This is a genomic window from Actinomyces bowdenii (genome assembly GCF_017592395.1).
Taxonomy (GTDB): Bacteria; Actinomycetota; Actinomycetes; order Actinomycetales; family Actinomycetaceae; genus Actinomyces; species Actinomyces bowdenii.
In genome coordinates, this window is the sequence record NZ_JAGFOU010000016.1 from 23,884 (window position 1) to 42,340 (window position 18,457).

Genomic DNA, 18,457 nt, shown 5'->3' on the forward strand with positions numbered 1-18,457 from the left:
CCCATGGCACCCACGACCACCGCACCCCCGCCGATCACGGCCTACCTGCCCCAGGGGGGCTTCGGCCATGCCGTCGTCGGGCGCCTGGCCCGGCCCCAGGACGTGGTCCTGCCCGTCGACAAGGGCCTGGTCAGCGCCGTCGTGCCCTACGCCGACCGCCTGGTCCTGGTCGCGGACCCCGACCGCACCGGCCTGCGCGAGGACCTCGACGCCCTGTCCTTCACCCGCGGACTGCCCTCCCTGGGGCTGACGCTGCTTCCCACAGAGCTGCGCTGCGGCCCCCTGGTCATCCCCGGCCGCACCGCCTGCTACGGCTGCTATGAGCGGCGCCGCCGCCAGCACGGCTACCGGCCCCTGCCCGAGGGACTGGGCCCCCTGCCGCAGGGATACGCCCACCACCACGTGGTCCTGGGCGCGGGCCTGGTCTCCATGGCCCTGGACCTGCTGGAGCGCCAGGCCCGGCCCGCCGACGGCGCTCCCCCCGAGCCCGCCGACGACCCCGGCCGGGGGCTCGGCGGGCAGGTGTGGGCACTGGACCTGGTCTCCGGCTCGACCTCCTGCGCCTCCACGGTCGCCGTGGACCGCTGCCCCACCTGCTCGGCGCGCTACGCCCACCGGCGCGACGGCCTGCCCGCACTCGCGGGCCTGCTGCCCCGACGCCGGTCCCGGCAGGCGGTGGTCTGAATGGCCGCATCCACGATGAGCGCGGGCGAGGTCGGTCGGGCCGCCCGCCACGACCTGCAGTTCCGCATCCCCCGCAAGCCCGTGGTGCGCCTCGGGCTGCGCCCCCGCTCCCAGGAGGGGACCTGGGTGATCGACGGCGCCCGCAAGAGCCAGGTCCTGGCAGGCGCCTTCGCCCGCGAGCACATGGGGGACCTGCTGCGGGCCTGCGACGGCTCGCGCACCCTGGAGCAGATCGGCCAGGACACCGGGATCGGGGAGCAGGCGGCATTCGAGGCCGTCAGCCTCCTGTGGACCGGGGGCATCGTCGAGGAGGGCGACACCGAGGCGCTCACCGGCCCGCCCCCGGCGCCCGAGCTGGCCTGCCTGCTCTCGCGCCTGGGCGACTCCACGGGGGTCAACGACTCCTGGCAGGACGCCGCCCGCCGTCTGGCCGCCGCCCGCGTGGCCATCGTGGGCGATGAGGATCTGGCCGGCCGCCTCGCCGAGGCCCTGGAGCCCACGCTGCCGGTGCGCACCGGCCGGCCGGGCCCCGGGGACACCCTGGTGGTCCTCGTCGAGACCGCCGGCTGGAGTGCTGAGCAGCGCGGGGGCCGGGAGGGCGGCGGCGCTGGCGGTGGTGCCGGCGCGCACGGGGCCGGCCGCGCCGCGGGTGAGGACGAGGGCTCGGCCGGCGCGGTGGCCCGGCACTGCTGGGAGCGGGGCATCCCCCTGCTGCGCGTGCGCGCCGAGCAGGAGGCCGTCACCGTCGGCCCCTACGTGGACCCCGCCTTCTCACCCTGCCTGGAGTGCGCCACCGCCGCGGAGCCGGGCCCCGGCCCGGAGCCGGGGCCCGCCCGGCAGGACCTGGCCGTGGGCATGGCCGCCCGGGCGGTGGCCGCGCTGATCGCCCGGGCCACCATCACCCACCTGCCCGGCGATGTGCGCCGCACCGACCTGGAGACCCTGTCCACCACGGAGCGGCCCGTGGTCACCCGCCCGGGCTGCCCCGTGTGCTCCATCAGCGGCGCGCCTCCCGCGGACCCGCAGGAGGGCCGGCGCCCCGACCCGCCCGATCCGGCGCCCGGCCCCGCCCCCGTGGGCGCCCGCTACGAGCAGTCCGTGGCCATCCCCCCGGCGGCCTTCGTGGACTCCAAGGGCCACCAGCAGCATTACAAGCCCTCCAACGTCCGCCTCCAGCACGAGTTCCGCGACTGGCCCACCTGCCCGCGCACGCCGCTGCCCCCCGCCGGCCTCAGTGCCCTGGACCGGCCCTGGCCCCCCGCCGATGATGACGGAGCGCGGGCCGGGAGCAGCCAGGCCGCCCCGGAGGGCCGGGAGCCTCAGGGCGCCCGGGCCGCCGGGGCGCCGTCGCTGGAGGAGCTGGCCACGATCCTGGCCCTGTCCGTCGGCGTGCGCGAGCCCCTGGCCCCCGGCGCCCGGCCGTCGGCCCAGGAGGCCAGGGCCAAGCTGCGCCGGTGGACCGCCGCCGGGGGCAACATCGGCTCAGTCACCGCCTACCTCCTGGTGCCCGGCCGGTCCGGGGCCGAGCCCGCCCTCCGGGGCCCCTCCGGCGCCGTCGCCCCGGCCGCCCCGGCCGCCCCCGCCGGCCCGCCGGCCCCCGGCACCTACGCCTACGTCGAGCGCGACCACGTCCTGGCCCGGCTGGGGCCGCCGGTGGAGCTGCCCGACGACGTCGGCGTGCGCCTGGTCCTGACCGGCAACGTGGACAAGGTGGCCAGGAAGTACCTGGCCTTCGCCCTGCGGATCGCCATCCAGGACTGCGGCTGCTCCTTCGAGACGGCCCGCATCGTGGCCCGCGCCCTGGGCGTGCCCCTGCGCGCTCGGGCCCGCTGGCAGGAGCAGGAGATCGCCGCCGCCCTGGGAGCCGACCCCGCCCGCGAGCCCATCTGCGCCGTCGTCGACCTGGGAGAAGGCCATGCGCTCTGACTACCAGACCCTGCGCGAGATCATCACCGGCTTCTCCCATCCCCCCGCCCAGGATCCCGCCGCCGCGCGCCGGGCCCGGCCGCGCCGCGAGCTGCGCTGCCTGGTCCCAGACGCCCTGGAGGCCCAGGACCTGGACGGGGCGGGGCGGTCCAGCCCCTACCTCCACACCCTGCGGGGCACCCTCGAGCGCCGCTCCTCCTCCACCGCCTACAGCCCCGAGCCCCTGGAGGCGGGCCTGCTGCTGGCCACCGTGCGCGAGGCCCTCATGGAGGAGGAGGGCGCCTGGCAGGGGCGGGGCGCGGGCGGCCCGGAGGTCTTCGTCCTGCTCCTGCGGCCCCGAGGTGCGGAGCCGGGCATCTACCGGGTGCGGCGCGAGGGGGCAGATCTGGTGGCGGACCTGCCCGCCCCCGAGCAGGTCGAGGGGATGACCGTGCAGAAGGAGTTCGCCCAGGCCGGGGCGATCGTCTCCGCGGCAGCCGACCTGGAGGCCGCCGAGGCCTGGGGCGGGGCCCACGGCTACCGCCATGCCATGGGGCGCTGCGCCTCCCTCATCTACTCGGTGCACCTGCGGGCCGTGGCCCGCGGCCTGGTGGGCACGGTCTTCGCCGGATTCGCCTCCTCCGAGGTGCGCCACCTGCTCGACTCCGACGGCGTGAGCCGCCACCAGATGTTCGCCGTCACGGTGGCCCACCCCGCCCAGGAGCGGTCCCCGTGAGCGCCGCCCCGCCGTCCTCGACGGCGCCCCGGCGCCCGGGCCGCCCACCCAGGACCGCCCCGCTCCGCGGGGCGAGGGGCCCGGCCCTGCCAGGCCGGACCCCTCCACGGGGCCCGCGGGCCCCGCTCCCAACCAGCGACGCATGCCAGGAAAGGAGGTGAACAGCATATGAGCAAGACGATCGATCTGACACTGGCCGACAGCGACTTCGGTGTCGAGGAGCTGCCCGAGGGCAACTCCCTGGGCTGCATGTTCTGCGCGGCCTGCGCCTCGTGCCCGTCCTGCGCGGCCTCGGCCTCATGCGAGGCCTGCGCCGCCTCGGCCTCGTGCGAGGCCTGCGCCGCCTGCGCGTCGACAACCTCCTGTTGATCTCGACCCGCTGACGACGCCCCGGTGGTGGGCGGGGCCCAGAGCCCATCCGGGCGCCCGCCCACCGCCACTCCACTCACCCCAGTCAATCCACCGCCACTCCACCACCGGCCCGCACCGCGCTGGGGCGCCTGCGCCCCGCAGCGGGCCACCGCCCCGACCGCAACCGCCATTCCGAGGGAGGCGCAAGCCCGCATGACCGCGACCGGTGAGATCCCGCGCCTGCGCCGGGGAGTGTCCCTGATCGTCGGCATGGACGACCAGCCGATGCTCTTCGACTCCGACTCGGGCAAGTACCACCGCCTCGGGGCGGCTGCCGCGGTCATCGTCGGCCAGTTCGACGGTCGGCGCTCACTGCCCGCGATCATCGACCAGCTGCCCCAGGACATCGACGAGGCCGGCGCCCAGCGCATCACCCGCATGGTCGAGGTCCTGCGCACCAACCGGCTCCTGGAGGGCGCCGGGGCACCCGGCCGGGACGGGGACTACACCAGGAAGCCGGTCCAGGGGCGCCACGTGGCACCACCGCGCCGCGGCAAGCACGCCCACGCCCAGCCCCCGCGCTGGAACGGCGGCTGGCTGCTGCCCCGGTTCATCATCATGCGCTCCTACCGCCGCGTGGTGGCGCCCGTGGTCAGGCTGCTGCACCACCTGCCGGTGCGGGCGTTGAGCATCCTGTTCCTGCTGGCCTCCGCCACCGGCTTCGCCGCCGGGGCGATGAGCCTGTGGCTGCTGTCCGGCGGGCCGCGCCCCGGCATGGGGGTCGTCCTGGCCGCCGTGCTCATCCAGCTGGTGAGCATCCTGGGCCACGAGTCCTGGCACGCCATCGTCGCCGGCTACCTGGGCACTCCCGTGCGCGGCCTGGGGGTGGCCATCATGTTCTGGGTCGTGCCCATCGCCTTCGTGGACCGCACCGATTCCTACCAGGTGCGCTCCCGCTGGGGCCGGGCGATGCTCGCGCTGGCCGGCATCTGCTCCGACGGCGTCGTGTGCGGCCTGGAGGCGGCGGTCGCCGCGGCCTCCACGGGCACGGTCAGGCAGGTGGCCCTGACCCTGTGCGCCTTCCAGCTGACCATGCTCCTCACCAACCTCCACCCCCTGACCCAGTCCGACGGCGTGGCGGCGGTGGAGGCGCTGACCGGCTCGGTCAACCTGCGGGGCCGGTCCATGCTCGTCCTCCGCAGCACCCTGCGGCGCGAGCCCCTGCCCCCCGCCCTGGCCGTCAGGGGCCCGGCGGTGCGCTGGGGGTACTTCACCTACGGCCTGCTGTGCGTGATGCTGGGGATCGCCTTCACCTGCCTGAGCGTCCTGTGGCTGCTGCTCATCCTGTTCAATGCCACGAAAGGCCTGCTCTCATGACCCTCCCCGCACCCCCTGATCCCGGCCACCGCACCGCGCCGCCGTCGCGGGGCGAGGACGGGCCGGGCCGCGAGCCCCCGGCGCGCCCTCGCATCCCAGCCGGTCCCGCAGCCCCGGAGGCGCCCGCGCACCCGGAGGCGGCGGCGCACAGCGGGCCGGTCATCGCCTACCCCACCCTCGTGCGCCTGGGAGGCCTGCCCGTGCGCGCAGTGCCCGAGCCCCAGCCGGGCCTCATCGCGGCCCTGGACCACCTGCGCCGCCTCGAGGAGGACCTGGAGCGCACCGGCCAGCAGATGCTCGACCCCCTCTACGAGGCCATCCCCACCCTGGCCACATCCCAGCGCCGGGCCGTCCTGCGCGCCAAGAGGAGGGTCTACCAGGGCCGGCGGACCGCCGTGAGCGCCCAGGTGCGGGCGGAGCTGCCCCCGGGCATCGCCGCCCTGCTGCGCGGGTGGGACGACCTGGTCCACGAGCGGCAGGAGGCCCGCGCCCTGCTGGAGGCGCAGGTGGAGGCCGACCTCGCCCACGCCCGCGCCCTGCTGGCCCGCGGCCTGGAGGAGCCCGGCTACCTCAGCTCCCTGGCGGTGGCCGCCCCGGCACTGGTGGCGGTGCTGAGCGCGCGCGGCCCCCGGCTCAACGACCCGCGCATGCTGCGCAGCCTCTACACCCTGGCCACGCGCACGGCCCTGAAGACCAGTCCCTTCTCCGGCCTGACCACGGTGGCCGAGGCCGGCCGTCCCGCCCGTGGCCGCAGCCTGTGCACGACGGCGGTCCACCTGGCCCATGGCATCCTGGCCGCCACCGCGCGCCAGGTCGACCCGGCCGGGCTCCTGCGCCTGGAGAGCGTCCCGGTGACGCGGGCCCCCCTCCCCCGGGGCTCGGAGGGGCCGGAGGGCCCCGGCGCGCAAGGCCGCCGGGGCCGGCGGGAGGCGCCGCCGGGAGCGGGTCGGGCCCAGGACCTGCCGCTGGCGGCCGTCGCCGAGTACGACTACGCCGATGGGATGCACTTCCGCCGGGAGGAGATCCAGCCCGCCCGGTGGCTCCTGGCCTGCCATGCGGCCCTGACGGCCGGGCGGCCCGACCCCGCCCCGGTGGGCGTGGCCGAGGCCATGCGGCTCCTGGGGGGCCGGGACCCCGGGCTGCGGCTGAGCCGGCTGCTCGCCTCGGGCGCCGTGCGGCCCCGGATCCCCTGGCAGCGCGGCCAGGAGCCCTTCACCGCCCTGGCGGGCACCCTCTCCCAGGCCCAGCGCCGCGCCTGGGGCCAGGACCTGGAATGGCTCGCAGGGCTGGGGCGCGCCGTGCAGGACGCCCCCGGCCCCCGGCGCGCCGAGCTGCTCACCAGGGCAGGGCGCCTGGCCCAGCGCATCTTCCCCGACGGCGAGCTGGGCACCAGGCCCTCGGGCCTGCTCTACGAGGACCGCGAGTCCGAGGTGGCCTGGGATGAGCCCGCCGACGACGAGCGCTTCGCCCAGGACGCGCAGACCCTGGCCGGGCTGGCCGACCCCTGGGTGACCCGCTCGCACATCTACGACCTCATGGTGGAGCGCTTCACCGCCCGCTACGGCAGCGGGGGAGTGTGCCGGGACCCCCTGGCCTTCCTCATGGCCCTGGCCCACGCCCCCGACGGGGATGCCGGGATGCTGCGCGCCTCCACCTGGGACTACACCGCTGGGCCCGATCCCGAGCGCGCCGCCATGCCCGGGGGCCTGAGCGCCTGCCCCCGCCACCTGGGCGCCTACCTCCAGCCCGTGACCACCGCATCGGCCCCGCCCACCCGCGAGTTGACCGTGGTCAACGCCTTGACCAGCGGAAACGGCGCCCTCCAGGCCCGCTTCCACCGCCTGCTGGGCCAGGACTACCGCCAGCGCCTGGCCCAGCGCATCCGCGAGCACTGGGGGCTGGAGCGCGTCCTGGAGCTGCAGGCCGCCACCGAGTGCCACACCGGCCAGGCCGTCTCCTGCGGAGTGCTGCCCCCGGTGGGCCTGCCCGGCGAGCCTCCCAGCCCGCAGGCCGTGGACCTGGCCCGCCTGCGCCTGGTCCACGACCCGGGCACGAGCACCCTGTTCCTGGCCGACGGGCAGGGGCCGGTGGGCCTGGCCTACCTGGGGCTCATCCCCCAGCACCGCCTGGGCGGCTACCTGGCCTGGCTGGCCCTGCTGGGGGACCCGTGGGCCCGCCTGGCCCCCTTCTCCGACCACTGGCTCAGCCGCAGCCGTGAGCGCACCGGGCCGCTGCCCGATGCCGTCCTGCACGAGCCGCGCGCCGTCCACGGGCGCCTGGTCACCCGCCGCGAGTCCTGGACCCTGCCCGCGGCCATGGTCACCTCCCTGCTGGAGCGCGACCCGGCCGCCGGCCTGGTGCGGGTCGGGGGACTGCGCGAGCAGTGGGGGCTGCCCCGGGAGGTCTACGTCCACCAGCACCTGCCCTCCCGGGGGGCGACCTTCGATGAGCACAAGCCCCGCTACGTGGACCTGTGCTCACCGGTGTCCCTGCTGGCGCTGCGCGGGTGGATCGACCCGCGGGCCGAGCACCTGAGCCTGGTGGAGGCGCTGCCCGCCAGGGCCGAGCACCGGGGGCGCACGCCGGGCGGGGAGGCCACCGTGGTGGAGTACCTCATCGGTATCCAGTGGCCCAAGGCCCCGGGAGGCGGCGCATGAGCGCCGGCGGGGCGCCCGGCGCCGTCCCGGGGCGGGGCGGCACGGGTGCGGGCACGGGTGGGCAGGCGCCGCCGCAGGAGCGGCAGGGCGCCGGGGCCGACTGGCTGTTCGTGCGCCTGTACTGCGGCGGGGGCGATGACACCGATGCCCTGCTTCCCCGGGTCGCCCAATGGCTGGAGGAGGTCCGCGCCCACTGGCCGATCCTCTCGGCGCACTTCCTGCGCTTCATCGATCTGCGCGGGCACCACGTGCGGCTGCGGGTCAAGGCCGGGCCGGATGACCTCGATGAGATCGCCGCCCGCCTCGGGGCCCTGGAGGACGCCTCACGGGCCGCACCGGTGCGCACGGTCGAGCGCCTGGTGCCCGATCCGCTCACCCGCGCCGTCGATGGCCGGGCGGGGGCGAGCCTGGCGGTCTACGGCCCGGAGTACGGCAAGTACGGGCCCGGGGCGGGGGTGGAGGCGGCCGAGCGGCACTTCGAGGCCTCCTCCCGGTGGTGCCTGACCCACCGGGTCTGGCAGGTCCCGCGCCCGGTGCCCCGGGTGGCACTGGCGGCCCGCCTCCTGGCCCGGGCGGCCGGCCAGCTCCCGCTGGACCCGGCTGATCTCCTGGCCCTCCACCTGCGCACCTGGGGCCGGCGCCTGCCCGAGGAGCTGCGCGATGGGACCGCGCTGGACCCCCTGGTCCGCCAGGTCCTGGGCTATGACGGCCGGGACCTGGCGGCGTGGAGCACCTGGGCGGGCTCGGTGGACGAGCCCGCCCAGGACGCCGCGATCGCGATCAGCCGGATCGGGGCGGGGCCGCAGGGGCGCCGGGCCATCGACCTGCTGCACATGGACATCAACCGCCTGGGCCTCAACGCCGCCGAGGAGTGCGTGGCCGGGGTGTGCGCCCGCTACCTGCTCCAGGGCTAGGGCTGCCGGGCCCCGGCTGCGGGATGCAGGGGTGCGGGGCCCGGATGGCGGTGATCCCCTGCCGCCGTCCGGGCCCCGCACTGCCCGCATCCGCCTCTCGGCGGGCCGCCGCCCCGGCTACTTCACCGCCCCGGAGGTGATGCCCGAGATGATGCTGCGCTGGAAGATCGCGAACAGCACGATCAGCGGCAGGCTCATGAGCAGCACATAGCTGAAGATGAGGTGCCAGTTGTTCAGGTGCACTCCCGCGCTGGCCACGGCGAACAGGTTGAGGGGGAGGGTGTCCAGGCGCCCGCCCACGATGAACAGGGCGTAGAAGACGTCGTTCCACACGTACAGGCTGATGAGGATCGTGGCGGTGGCCAGCACCGGCCGCAGCAGCGGCAGGATGATCATGAGGAAGACCCGCACCGGGCCCGCCCCGTCGATCCGGGCCGCCTCCTCCAGGGACTCCGGGACGGTGCGCACGAAGCCGGTGACGAAGAAGATCACCGTGGACAGGTACATGCCGGTGTAGGTGCACACCATGCCCACCGCGCTTCCCGCCAGGCCCAGCTGGCGCAGCAGCAGCACCAGGGTCACCACCGCGGGCGGCAGGATGATCCCCGAGATGCCGATGGCGTAGACCACGGCGGCAGCCCTGCTGGAGCGCCGGGCCAGGATCCAGGCGGCCATCGACCCCAGGACCAGGACGGCCAGCACCGAGGGGATCAGCAGCAGCAGGCTCCCCAGGAAGGCCGGGCCGATCTCGCTGCGCACGGCGACCTCGGAGAGGTTGTCCCACAGCTGCCAGCGCGAGGGCAGGGACAGGTCCGGGGACAGCGCCTCGGCCTGGGACTTGCCGGCGGTGACCAGGACGGTCCACAGGGGCACTCCCACCAGGGAGGCGGCCAGCAGCACGACCACCACCGGCTGGACCACCGTGGGCAGGAGGCGGCGCGCCGTCGCCGGGCGGGAGGACTGCTGGGCGGGTGAGTGGGGGCGGGTCATGCGACGCTCCTTTCTCGACGGCGCAGCATCCCGATGACGGGGAAGGCCAGGACGACCACGGCCGCGAAGAGCACCAGGCTCATCGTGGTGGCCTGGGCGTACAGGCCCTGCCCGAAGGTGCGGAAGATGAAGAGGTTGAGCAGCTCGGTGGAGCCGCCGGGGCCGCCCCCGGTGGTGGCCTGGACGATGTCGAAGGAGTTCATCGAGCCCAGTAGGGCGGTGGCCACGTTGAAGGTGACCGCGGGGGCGATGAGGGGGACCCGGATGTGCCGCAGGGTCTGCCACGGGCTGGCGCCGTCGAGCCGGGCCGCCTCCAGCACCTGGGCGTCGATGGTCTTCAGGCCCGCCAGGTAGACCAGCATCGACATGCCCATCCACTTCCAGGAGTGGATGAGGATGCACACCAGGAGCGTCCACGTCGTCGAGCCCAGCCAGGCGATGCGCACCGGGGAGCCGATGAGCAGGCCCAGGGCCTGGTTGAGCCCGCCCTCGGGCCTGAGCAGGGCCTGGAAGATGTAGCCCACGGCCAGGGCGGACATGATGACGGGGATGAAGAACACGACCCGGGCGATCTTGTTCACGCGAGTGTCGCGCTCCAGCAGCAGGGCCAGCCCCAGGCCGAAGAGGTTCTGGAAGACGGCCACGCCCGCCGCGTAGAGGAGGGTGATGACCAGGGCCCGGCGCAGGGAGCCGGAGGCCGACAGCTCGGAGAAGTTCTCCAGGCCCACCGGGTTGATCGCGGTCTTGAAGCTCGACCAGTCCGTGAAGGCGTAGACGAAGTTGTAGACCGTGGGGGTCAGGAAGAACACCGCGAGCACGGCGAAGGCCGGTACCACGAATCCCCACGGGTGCGCAGAGCCCGCGCGGTGCCGCGGTGCTCGTCCTGAGATGGCCATCGGGATCAGAACCCCTTCGCGCCCATGGCCTTGGCGAGCTGGGCGAACTGGGCCTGGGTCTCCTGGCCCACCTGGGCGGCGGTCTTGGTGCCGGCGATCATGTCGCCCAGGTTCTTGGCCAGGTCGGGGTTGGCGATCGCCAGGGACTGCATGGAGCCCACCGAGGAGTCCAGGGCCTTGTTGGACTCCACCAGCGCTGCGGGCACCGTGTCAGGGGTCTGGACGTCCTTGATGATCGAGACGGTGTTCTGGTCCTTGATGAAGTCGGCGTAGCCCTCGGAGAGCCAGTAGGTGAGGAACTGGCGGGCGGCCTCCTCGCGCTTGGCATCCCCGCTCTTGAAGGCCACGACGGCGTTGGTCTGGTCGGGGATGGAGGTGGCCAGGGTGCCTGATGCGGAGATCGGGAAGAAGCCGATGGTCGAGTCCAGGGTGGCGGTGTCGGCCTGGGCCGCCATGTTGCCCAGGAGGCTGGTGACCTGGATGGCCATGGCGGCCTCCCCCGACAGGACGGCCTTGGCCTGCTGGTCGAAGGTCCCGGTCTTGATGTCGGAGTTGAACAGGCCCTCCTCGATCATGGAGTTGTAGGTGTCGATGGCGCCCTGGATGTCCTTGCCCGTGAACTGGTCCTCATTGGCGTTGACCCGATCCCACAGGCCGTCCTTGGCGGCCTCGGCCAGCTGGACCTGGACGGCCCACTGCGAGGCCCACCACTCCCCGCCCATCTCGTAGAAGGGGGTCACGCCCTTGGACTTCAGGTCCCGGGCCAGGGTCAGCAGCTGCTCGAAGCTCGTGGGCACCGAGGCGCCGTGGGTGGCGAAGACCTGCTTGTTGTACCACACGCCCATGATGGAGGGCGCGGAGATGAAGGCGGCGTACCGGGTGCCGTCGAGCGTTCCGCCGGCCGCCAGGACGCTGTCCTGGGTGGCCTTCTCCCAGGGGGCGCCGTCGAGGGGCTGGAGCCGCTCCTTGGCGCCCAGGGCCAGCAGCTGGGAGGCGGTGGGCTGCCACATGGCCAGGTCGGGGACGTCCCCGGTGGCGACCTTGGTCTGCACGCCCTGCTCGTAGGGGTCGGGAATGGTCACGATGCTGACCGTGGCCCCGGTGGCCTCCTCGAAGGCGGCGGCGACCTTCTCCGGGATGGCGGCCGAGGACTGCGCCGCCCACAGGGTCAGCTCGACGCCGTCGAGCTTGTCGGTGGCGGCCGGCCAGGAGGCGGGCGCGTCCTGGCCGGCCCCGGAGCCCTCGCCGGGGTCGGAGCATGCGGCCAGGGACAGTGCGGCGATCCCGCCGATGGCCAGGGATAGGGAGGTGCGCCTGCTGATAGGCCTGCTCATCAGGGGGGTCAGGGTGCCCATGGGCCTCATTTCTTCTCCAATCATGCGGCGTCGTTGACGCAGGTGGCGCTCGGGCCGGAAGGGCACGAGGCCAGGGGTGTGCAGGTGCGGGCACGGGCCCTCCGGCATGGCGGGCTCCCGGCGGGGGCGCCGGGGCGGGCTGGCGGAGTCCGTGACGACCTCCACGGCGAGGACGCGCCTGCTCGGCGGTCTCGGTGAATGACGAGGGACACGGTAGGGAGCGGGGGAGGGGGGAGTCCACATGACATGAAACACCTGTTTCAGTTTGGCCAAGCCTCCCCGTATTTATTGGTCGACAGCGGTCTACGATCGGCTCACCCGCTGATACGCGAAGGAGCGTGAACGATGACTGTTGCCAGGAGGAGCATCCTCATCACTGCCGCGGCCATGGCCGGTGCCCCCGTGCTGGGGGGAGTGGTCCAGGCCCCGGTGCTGTCCTCCCCCGCCCATGCCGACGGGACGGATATCGACCTGGGGGAGTGGCTTCGCATCCCCTCCCTCAGTGATGACTTCACCGCCCCCATCGACCCCTCCCGATGGCGCAGGGGCCTGTGGTACCCCACCTCGGGGGTGGGCGCCTTCCGCGACGAGAACGCCGATGTCTCCAGGGACAACCTCCGCCTCCACGCGCGCCGCGAGCCCTACGGGGGCAAGGACTACACCTTCGGGGCGGTGGAGTCGGTCTTCGACACCCCCGGGGTGCGCAGCTACGTGGAGGTGCGGGCCAAGGCGCTGACCACCGCCGCCAATGTGCTGTCCGCGATCTGGCTGCAATCCTCCACCCTGGAGGGGACCGACACCCTCATGACCCACCCCAATCCTGAGATCGATGTTCAGGAGACCTTCAAGGACCACGCCATGTCGATGGCCACCCACCTGTGGCCCGCGGGCGGGGGCCACATCGCCCATGGGGGGCGCGAGTACGCCTCCCGGCTCGACGTGTCGCAGGACTACCACATGTACGGAGTCGAGCGCCGCGACGGCAGGATCCGCTTCTACTGGGATCGCCACCTGGCCTGGGACCTGCCCGCACCGGACCCCTCCCTGTGGCGCATGTCCCGCCACGTGGTGCTGAGCCTGGAGGGCCATCGGGGCCGGCCGGTCGACTCCCGCCTCCCGGCCACCTTCGACATCGACTACGTCCACACCTACTGCCTGGACACCAGGACCCCCTCGCCCGAGCGGTGGATCCGCATCATCGACCCCGCGACCGGCCTGTGCCTGACCCGCACCGGCGAGGGGGTCGTGCTCGCCGAGGATCGCGACGACGACTCCGCGATCTGGATCCTGGACCGCCAGGATGACCTCACCTGCGTCCTGACCGGCCCGGAGGGCGGCGTCCTGGGCCTGGAGCACAAGGACGGCGGCAGCGGCACCTCGGTGCGGGCGGTCGCCGGGGCGCCCACGGGCCCGGACTCCCAGGGCAGTCGGCAGCGCTGGCACTGCTTGGAGGCGGGCGGGGGCTTCCAGCTGCTGTCCAAGCTCAGCGGCCTGCCACTGGTGGTCAGCCAGGGGCGGCCCGTGCTGGGGTGGGACTCCTCGGGCGATCCGCACCCCTGGCGCCTGGAGGCCGCGTAGGCCCGCGGGTCGGCTAGAGTGCCGCGCATGATGGCAGTGGGGACTTCGGTGGGGCGATCCGGCAGGATGGGCATAGAGGCCCTGGGCGCCCCGGCAGCATCCCGCCGGGGAGGCCGCCGATGAGCGGGGTGCGCAGGCCCTGGCGGCCCCCGACCCTGGCCGACGTCGCGGCCCGGGCCGGAGTCTCCAAGGCCACCGCCTCGCGGGCGCTGACGCGCGGGGACGGCAGCGGGGCGGCCCGGCCCTCCTCGACCGACCAGGTCCTGGAGGCCGCCATGGCCCTGGGCTACAGCCGCTCCCGGGGCACCCAGCCGCGCCTGCTGGCCCTGGCCACCGACCTGAGCCGCACCGGGTACTGGGCCACCCTGTCCGGGGTCCTGGCCGCCGGCCAGGACCTGGGGGCGGAGATGTCGGTCCATGTGATGACCGGCGCCGCGGACAGCTGGCTGGACGATCTCCTGGGGGAGCGGGACCTTCGGGCCGACGGCGTCGTGGTCCTGGAGTTCGACTCGCCCAGCGCCGCCCTGCTCTCCCACCTGCCGATCGACCTGCCCGTCGCGGTCGCGGGCGGCTACCCCCAGCAGGGGGCCGGCGGCCTGCCGCGGGCGTGGACCGATGACCGCACCGGGGCGATGGAGGCCACCAGGCACCTCATCGGCCTGGGGCACCGGCGCATCGCCTACGTGGGGGTGCCCGCGGCGGGGCACCCGGACCCGCGGCTGCTGGGGTGGCAGCAGGTGATGCGGGAGGAGGGCCTGACGCCCCTGGAGCCCGTGGCCATCGGCTGGTCGGTGGCCACGGGCATGCGGGCCGCTGCGGCCCTGCGCTCCTGGAGCGCCACGGCGGTGCTGTGCGGCAATGACGACCTGGCCCTGGGGCTTATGGCGGGCCTGGAGCACCAGGGGCTGCGCGTGCCCGAGGACGTCTCCGTGGTGGGCATGGACGACCACCCGCATGCCGCGGCCGCCCAGCCGGCACTGACCACGGTGCGCCTCGACTTCGCCGAGGTGGGGAGGATGGCCGCGCGCCTGGCGCTCGGCGTCGAGGAGGGACCGGACATCGAGGTCCCCACCGCCCTGGTGGAGAGGGGCTCGACGGCGCCCGCGCCCTGAGGCCGGGGCCGCTCAGCCCTCCAGGTGCTCGACCAGGTGGGCGGCCAGGCCCGTGTAGGCGGCCGGCGTCAGGGCGGCCAGGCGCGCCTCGACGTCGTCGGGCAGGCCCAGGCCCGCGATGAACTCGCGCATCCCCTCGGCGGTCACCCGCTTGCCCCGGGTGAGCTCCTTGAGCCGCTCGTAGGGGTCGGCCATGCCCCTGGCCCCGGCCACGGCCGCCGCCCGCATGGCCTGCTGCACCGCCTCGCCCAACACCTCCCAGGAGGCCTCCAGGTCCTCATCCAGGCGGGCCCGGTCCACATCCAGCCCGGCCAGGCCCCGGCGGATGTTGTCGATGGCCAGCACGGAGTGGCCCACGGCCACGCCGATGTTGCGCTGGGTGGTGGAGTCGGTCAGGTCGCGCTGGAGGCGGGAGGTCACCAGGGTGGCGGCCAGGGTCTCCAGCAGGGCGCAGGAGACCTCCAGGTTGGCCTCCCCGTTCTCGAAGCGGATCGGGTTGACCTTGTGGGGCATCGTCGAGGAGCCGGTCGAGCCCTGGGCGCTCAGGCGCTGGCGGAAGTAGCCCAGGGAGATGTAGGTCCAGGCGTCGGTGGCCAGGTTGTGGGCGATGCGGTTGAAGCGGGCGATATCGGAGTAGAGCTCGGCCTGCCAGTCGTGGGACTCGATCTGGGTGGTCAGGGGGTTCCAGGTCAGGCCCAGGGACTCCACGAAGGAGCGGGCCACGGCCTGCCAGTCCGTCCCGGGAACCGCCACGACGTGCGCGCCGTAGGTGCCGGTGGCCCCGTTGATCTTGCCCAGGTACTCGGCGGCCTCCACACGGCGCAGCTGGCGGCCCAGGCGGTGGGCCAGCACCGCCATCTCCTTGCCCAGGGTGGTGGGGGTGGCCGCCTGCCCATGGGTGCGCGAGAGCATGGCGGCCCCGGCGTGCTCGCGGGCCATCGCGGCCAGATCCTCCACCAGGCCCCGGGCGGCGGGCAGCCACACCTGGGTGATGGCCGCGCGGATGGTCAGGGCATAGGACAGGTTGTTGATGTCCTCGCTGGTGCAGAAGATGTGGACGATCTCGCCCACGCCGGGCAGCACCGTGGGCCCGCCCTCGGCCCCCACCACGCCGGGGGCGGTGGCCGCGGCGGCCAGGCGGCGCTTGAGCAGGTACTCCACGGCCTTGACGTCATGGCGGGTCTCGGCCTCGATCTCGGCCAGCTCGGCGATGTCCTGGGCCCCGAAGCCCTCGACGACTCCGCGCAGATAGGACTTCTCGGCCTCGGAGAGCGCCGGCGCGCCGGGCAGGGCGCCGCCGTCGGTCAGGTGGATGAGCCACTCGACCTCCACCTGCAGGCGCGCCCGGTTGAGGGCGGCCTCGGACAAGTGGTTGACCAGGGGAGCGGTGGCGGCGCGGTAGCGGCCGTCAAGGGGGCCCAGGGCGATGGGCGGGGACACGGTGGACAGATCGACCATGCGGCTCATTGTGGCAGCATCGCCGCATCATCCCCACCGCACGGGGCGCGGCCGTGTTGCGGGCACTGGCCGCGGCCCCATCGGTGCGGGCCCCGGACGATGGCGAACGGGCCGGCGCTGGCCCGGGAGGGCTGCGGGGCTCACGTGAGGCGTCACTTCGCGGAAAGAGCGACATTTCGCGACGTGGACGACACCTACAAGGTACGTCCATTCCGCGAAGTGACGCCCTTGTCGCGAAGTGATGCCCAATCGCGCCCCTCTCACCGCCGGCCGGTCTCCGCGGCCACGCCCATGGCCCGGCCGCGGATCCAGTAGGCCTGGCACTGGATGGCGCGGCGTGCCAGTCCCGCATCCAGCAGATGGCGCCGGACCAGGCGCGTCAGGCTGCTCTCCAGGGCCACCCAGGCCCAGGTCGCCGAGCCCAGCGCCCCAAGAGCCTCATCCACAGCGGCCAGCTGCCCGGCCTGCGGCCACTGCGGATCCACCATCCGCCACCCGTGCTCCCGCCCGGCCCGGGGCAGGTAGCCCCCCGCGCCCGCCAGCATGACCGCCTCCACGCGGCATGAGGGCGGGGCCGCCTCCACGGCGTCGGCCAGTGCGGGGGCGGAGGCCGGGTCGCCCACCAGCAGCATCCGCTCGTCCTGGGCCGGGGGCCGGTAGCGGGTGCCGCCCATGACCTGGATGCCCACCGTCTGACCCGGCTGGACGGAGCGCGCCCACCGGGAGGCCGGGCCCGCGGGGCTGTGATGCAGGACCAGGATCCGCGCGCTGGCCTCCTGGCGGTTCATGCGAATCAGGGTGTAGGCCCGCTGGTACTCCCGCCCGCCCTCCGGGATCCACATGCGCACCCAGGTGGTGGGCGGCAGGGCCTGGGCCTGAGCGCCCAGCAGGCCGGGGCAGCGCACGCTCAGCTCGGTGTAGGGCTCGCGCTCGCGGACCCCGGTGACCTCCAGTGCGTGCTCGGGGGCGCGCAGCATCTTGAGCACCGCCCCCTGGATCCCCCGTCCCATGGCGCTCCTCCTCTCCGGGGCCCGGCGCCCCACGCTAGTAAGGTGAACCTTATCTGCGTGCGGGTCCGGGGGGAATCGCCGTCTCGGCACTTAGCATGGATGGGGTGGAGGCTTCAGTGCGCGAGTTGACCGATATCGATCTTGCCGGCCGCGAGGCGCTGGCCCTCATGGGCCTGGCGGCGGGGCAGCCGCAGGCCGAGCTGCGCCGCCTCCTGGCCGAGGACCTGCCCGCGATGACCGTGCTCGGCACCGGACCGCGGGGGCGCCCCACCTCCCTCGCCGCTGCTGCCATCGAGGGGGAGAGGGTCGTCCTGGAGTACATCGCCGTCGATGAGGCGCAGCGCGGTCGGGGAAGGGGCCGCGAGCTGGTGGACCGCCTGGCCCTGCTGGGCTCCAGCATTGTGGCCGAGACGGACGGCGACGCCCTCGGCTTCTACCGCGCCCTCGGGTTCCAGGCGGCGCCGGCGCCCCCGGATCCGCGCTGGCCCGGCGTCCCCCGCTTCCGCTGCGAGCGCGCCGAGCCCGGGCCCGCGCTCATCGAGCGCTGGGAGCGCGCGCACCGGGCGGCGCGCATGGTCGGCTGGGACTTCTCCTCCCTGTCCGGGCGGATGACCATGGGCAGCGCGCCCTGGGACTTCGAGGCCGAGTGCCTGGAGGCCCTGCGCACCCTGGCCGCCCGGGCCCTGGAGGGCCGGGAGGCCCGCCGGCCACGAGTCCTGGACATGGGCACCGGTGGCGGCGAGCGCCTGGCCGGGCTCCTCGCGCAGCTCGGCGATGACCAGCGCCGGGCCCTGGAGGTCCTGGCCACCGAGGGCTGGCAGGACAACCTTCCGGTGGCCCGCGATCGCCTGGGCGGACTGGAGCCCGCGGTCGAGGTCCTCGCCCATGATGCCGATGGTCCCGACCCCCTGCCGGTGCCCGAGGCCACCATCGACCTGGTGATGAACCGCCACGAGGCCCTCGTCCCCGCCGATGCGGCCAGGGTGCTGCGGCCAGGCGGCCTGCTCCTGACCCAGCAGGTCGACGGCACCGAGGTCCCCGAGGCCCACCGGTGGTTCGCCACTGAGCCGCTGTTCCCCGAGGTGCGCCCTGGCATCGTCGCCGAGCGCTGCCGGCAGGCGGGTCTGGTGGTTGAGGACTGCGAGGCCTGGGAGGGCCCTCTGGAGCTGGCCGATGTTGAGGCCCTCGTGGAGTACTGGGGCTACGTGCCCTGGGACGTCCCCGAGGACTTCAGCGTGTGCGGCTATGCCACCACCCTGGCCCGGATTCACCGCGAGAGCGGGGGCGGGCCGGTGCGCCTGACCGCCCGGCGCTTCCGGCTGCGGGCGCGACGTCCCTGAGGGGCGCGGGGCCCGCCCGCGCAGGGCGCTCCCGACAGCGGCTCCCGACAGCGGCCCGGAGTGTCCAGATCCCTGACAAAGGTGAGCGCGCGCG

The 18,457-nt window shown here is 74.5% G+C and carries 15 protein-coding genes; 10 read left to right on the top strand and 5 right to left on the bottom strand.

The genetic code is table 11. The annotated features are described in order from the left end of the window. Positions 1–3: 3 nt before the first annotated feature. The 7 genes from J5X07_RS08185 (at position 4) to J5X07_RS08215 (ending at position 8,624) form a co-directional block, all read left to right on the top strand. Positions 4–684: a cyclodehydratase gene (locus J5X07_RS08185; protein ID WP_208479384.1), complete on the top strand. Its 681-nt coding sequence runs from the start codon at positions 4–6 to the stop codon at positions 682–684. Next, complete coding sequence (locus tag J5X07_RS08190; RefSeq protein ID WP_208479385.1) at positions 685–2,610, top strand: bacteriocin biosynthesis protein; 1,926 nt, start codon at positions 685–687, stop codon at positions 2,608–2,610. Beyond that, positions 2,600–3,325 carry a hypothetical protein gene (locus tag J5X07_RS08195; protein WP_208479387.1) on the top strand — a complete coding sequence of 242 codons (726 nt, stop codon included), beginning with the start codon at positions 2,600–2,602 and terminating at the stop codon, positions 3,323–3,325. Before J5X07_RS08190 ends, J5X07_RS08195 begins: the two co-directional genes overlap by 11 nt. 168 nt (positions 3,326–3,493) lie before the next feature. After that, entirely contained in the window at positions 3,494–3,694 is a 201-nt protein-coding gene (locus J5X07_RS08200) for a thiocillin family RiPP (protein ID WP_124933085.1), read from the top strand. A gap of 195 nt (positions 3,695–3,889) precedes the next feature. Continuing rightward, positions 3,890–5,053, top strand: a complete 1,164-nt coding sequence (locus J5X07_RS08205; RefSeq protein WP_208479389.1) for a PqqD family protein — start codon at positions 3,890–3,892, stop codon at positions 5,051–5,053. Continuing rightward, positions 5,050–7,710, top strand: coding sequence for a lantibiotic dehydratase (locus tag J5X07_RS08210; protein WP_243896614.1), 2,661 nt, complete (start codon positions 5,050–5,052; stop codon positions 7,708–7,710). The genes J5X07_RS08205 and J5X07_RS08210 overlap by 4 nt, the downstream gene beginning before the upstream one ends. Beyond that, on the top strand, positions 7,707–8,624 hold the full coding sequence (locus tag J5X07_RS08215; protein ID WP_208479391.1) for a thiopeptide-type bacteriocin biosynthesis protein: 918 nt from the start codon (positions 7,707–7,709) through the stop codon (positions 8,622–8,624). The genes J5X07_RS08210 and J5X07_RS08215 overlap by 4 nt, the downstream gene beginning before the upstream one ends. 117 nt (positions 8,625–8,741) lie before the next feature. Here the strand turns inward: J5X07_RS08215 and J5X07_RS08220 are convergent, their stop codons facing one another. The 3 genes from J5X07_RS08220 to J5X07_RS08230 all read right to left on the bottom strand — a co-directional run bounded on the left by J5X07_RS08220 (position 8,742) and on the right by J5X07_RS08230 (position 11,865). Further along, entirely contained in the window at positions 8,742–9,614 is an 873-nt protein-coding gene (locus J5X07_RS08220) for a carbohydrate ABC transporter permease (protein WP_208479392.1), read from the bottom strand. Beyond that, on the bottom strand, positions 9,611–10,450 hold the full coding sequence (locus tag J5X07_RS08225) for a carbohydrate ABC transporter permease (RefSeq protein ID WP_208479394.1): 840 nt from the start codon (positions 10,448–10,450) through the stop codon (positions 9,611–9,613). The genes J5X07_RS08220 and J5X07_RS08225 overlap by 4 nt, the downstream gene beginning before the upstream one ends. Positions 10,451–10,515: 65 nt before the next feature. Then, the gene (locus J5X07_RS08230) at positions 10,516–11,865 is read right to left on the bottom strand and encodes an ABC transporter substrate-binding protein (RefSeq protein WP_208479396.1); all 1,350 of its coding nucleotides are present in this window, start codon (positions 11,863–11,865) and stop codon (positions 10,516–10,518) included. Positions 11,866–12,210: 345 nt separating this feature from the next. On the opposite strand from J5X07_RS08230, the gene J5X07_RS08235 reads away from it, so the two are divergent. Continuing rightward, complete coding sequence (locus J5X07_RS08235) at positions 12,211–13,443, top strand: glycoside hydrolase family 16 protein (protein ID WP_124933080.1); 1,233 nt, start codon at positions 12,211–12,213, stop codon at positions 13,441–13,443. A gap of 119 nt (positions 13,444–13,562) precedes the next feature. Continuing rightward, on the top strand, positions 13,563–14,555 hold the full coding sequence (locus tag J5X07_RS08240) for a LacI family DNA-binding transcriptional regulator (RefSeq protein ID WP_124933079.1): 993 nt from the start codon (positions 13,563–13,565) through the stop codon (positions 14,553–14,555). Between the two features lie 12 nt (positions 14,556–14,567). Here J5X07_RS08240 and purB read toward each other — a convergent pair whose 3' ends face one another. Both purB and J5X07_RS08250 read right to left on the bottom strand, forming a co-directional pair. Continuing rightward, positions 14,568–16,013, bottom strand: a complete 1,446-nt coding sequence (gene purB, locus J5X07_RS08245) for an adenylosuccinate lyase (protein WP_208479398.1) — start codon at positions 16,011–16,013, stop codon at positions 14,568–14,570. A gap of 260 nt (positions 16,014–16,273) precedes the next feature. After that, positions 16,274–17,023: a siderophore-interacting protein gene (locus J5X07_RS08250; RefSeq protein WP_208479400.1), complete on the bottom strand. Its 750-nt coding sequence runs from the start codon at positions 17,021–17,023 to the stop codon at positions 16,274–16,276. A gap of 104 nt (positions 17,024–17,127) precedes the next feature. Here J5X07_RS08250 and J5X07_RS13005 point away from each other — a divergent pair, with 104 nt between their 5' ends. Next, positions 17,128–18,363, top strand: a complete 1,236-nt coding sequence (locus J5X07_RS13005; protein WP_341769438.1) for a GNAT family N-acetyltransferase — start codon at positions 17,128–17,130, stop codon at positions 18,361–18,363. Positions 18,364–18,457: the final 94 nt, after the last annotated feature.